The organism is Endozoicomonas sp. ONNA2 (assembly GCF_024606365.1).
GTDB lineage: Bacteria > Pseudomonadota > Gammaproteobacteria > Pseudomonadales > Endozoicomonadaceae > Endozoicomonas.
On sequence record NZ_JAHHPO010001086.1, the window covers coordinates 1 to 1,592 of the forward strand.

The window sequence follows — 1,592 nt, forward strand, 5'->3', positions numbered from 1 at the left end:
ATGGCTGCAGCTCCTGGTAATCGCGAACATTGTATGGGATCACCAAACAGTTACAGGTGCGCTTAGTAAATGGCGCCAACACTTTGAATCCCTTTATGCTCCCTCAAATAATAGGCGATCCATTGCAGTCCTTTTTTTTGCGGATATCTGATCGGTCGACCGGCAATTTCCTCTGCTTCCTCAATCACCTCCTGGTAGCTCTTGCCCAGAAACTGCATCTGATAAGTGCCAATGACCATGCCTGTCCGGTCACTGCCAGCCTGACAGTGAACAAAAATGGCTGTAGGCCTGTTGTGCTCCTGATCAAGTAATCTGTTGAGCTTGTTGACGAGTCTGTACACATCACCAATAAAGGGGAGCTTGAGCATGATGTGCAGAACTGACTTCGGGTAATAATCAGGATTGGAAGCGGCACCATAAACCGGATGGTGGATCAGGTGCACCAGATCCGGGTTGGTTTGGCTAAATACCTGTTCTTTTCTCAGTAAATGGCGTTCACCAAGCTTGCTGATCAACGAAATATCAAAAATGAAGATGTTGTCGGGAAGGGGGAGCTGGAGCTTCTCAAGACTTCTCTGATTCATGGTGTCAATCAGCTCTTGATAGGCAAACTGGCCTTTGATAATGGGCATGTTGCCCCGGAACAGGTAGTTTCCGGACTCGGGATTATAGTCAACAAGTCGGAGCTTCCGGGGGGAGAATGCCACTTCTTTTGGCTTGGGCCAGGAAGCTGTGGACGATAAATCGCCGGGTATGGCGCGTTGTGAGGCAGTGTTGCCCACTGTGGTAAAAGAGAGCAGAACCAGTATTGAGATAAACTGTCTGAAAATATTCATGATGAACTACTTATTTAAGTTGAATGATATATCAGACTGCTTTTTGTGCTGAGAGTTGCAATCAGCCCATAAAAATATCCTGATTAGGAACTGTCATTCCGGGTCGGGCTTTGTGTCATGGCGCGGTCTTTGGTTTCGGGGTTGCTGGTAATCGGATTCTGGACATCCGGTAACTGTTGACCAGCTGTCCATCCCGGAAGGCATCATATTTGCTCTCACCTTCTATCTCAAAACCAAAGCTCTGGTAGAGGGCAATAGCTCCAGCGTTGTCAGTATAAACGTCCAATTCGATCCGGATCAGGTTTAGCCAATTGTCGGCGAGTTCCACCATGGTTGTCATCAGCTGTTTACCGATGCCCTGGCCCCGGGCATCCGGGTGCACAATAATAGCGAAGCTTGCGCAGTGTTTGCGTCGTGGGTTGTCCTGAATTCGTAACCCAAGAAGACCAAGAATTTGTCCTGAGGACTCAGCAACCAGCTGTATATGGTTCTTGTCGTCCAAATTGAACAAACTGTGCCAATATGCCTGGGGCCGGTAAGGAATCTGGCCGGTCTGCCGGGTTACTCCCGGATCGCGGAAGAACTCACCAATTGCGTGCAAGTCCGGGGGCTCGGCATGGCGGATGACGGTATCCATTTTATATTCTCCATAATCAGACACTCCCCGCCCTGTCGGGCTGTCTCTTAGTCAGATCTCTACACAGGGCGCCAGAATCGGTCGAACGATCATTCCGATAATAGGATATTTATCTATTC

2 protein-coding genes are annotated in these 1,592 nt (G+C 48.9%); both read right to left on the minus strand.

Going from position 1 to position 1,592, the window contains the following annotated elements; translation table 11 throughout:
• Positions 1-62: 62 nt before the first annotated feature.
• Positions 63-836: a protein-tyrosine phosphatase family protein gene (locus KDK14_RS19460; RefSeq protein WP_257266869.1), complete on the minus strand. Its 774-nt coding sequence runs from the start codon at positions 834-836 to the stop codon at positions 63-65.
• Between the two features lie 115 nt (positions 837-951).
• Positions 952-1,473 carry a GNAT family N-acetyltransferase gene (locus KDK14_RS19465; protein ID WP_257266870.1) on the minus strand — a complete coding sequence of 174 codons (522 nt, stop codon included), beginning with the start codon at positions 1,471-1,473 and terminating at the stop codon, positions 952-954.
• Between the last annotated feature and the right edge of the window lie 119 nt (positions 1,474-1,592).

Bases quoted from the DNA above. Each gene is read 5' to 3' on its own strand.
- KDK14_RS19460 (WP_257266869.1), bottom strand. From the start codon at position 836: ATGAATATTTTCAGACAGTTTATCTCAATACTGGTTCTGCTCTCTTTT.
- KDK14_RS19465 (WP_257266870.1), bottom strand. From the start codon at position 1,473: ATGGATACCGTCATCCGCCATGCCGAGCCCCCGGACTTGCACGCAATT.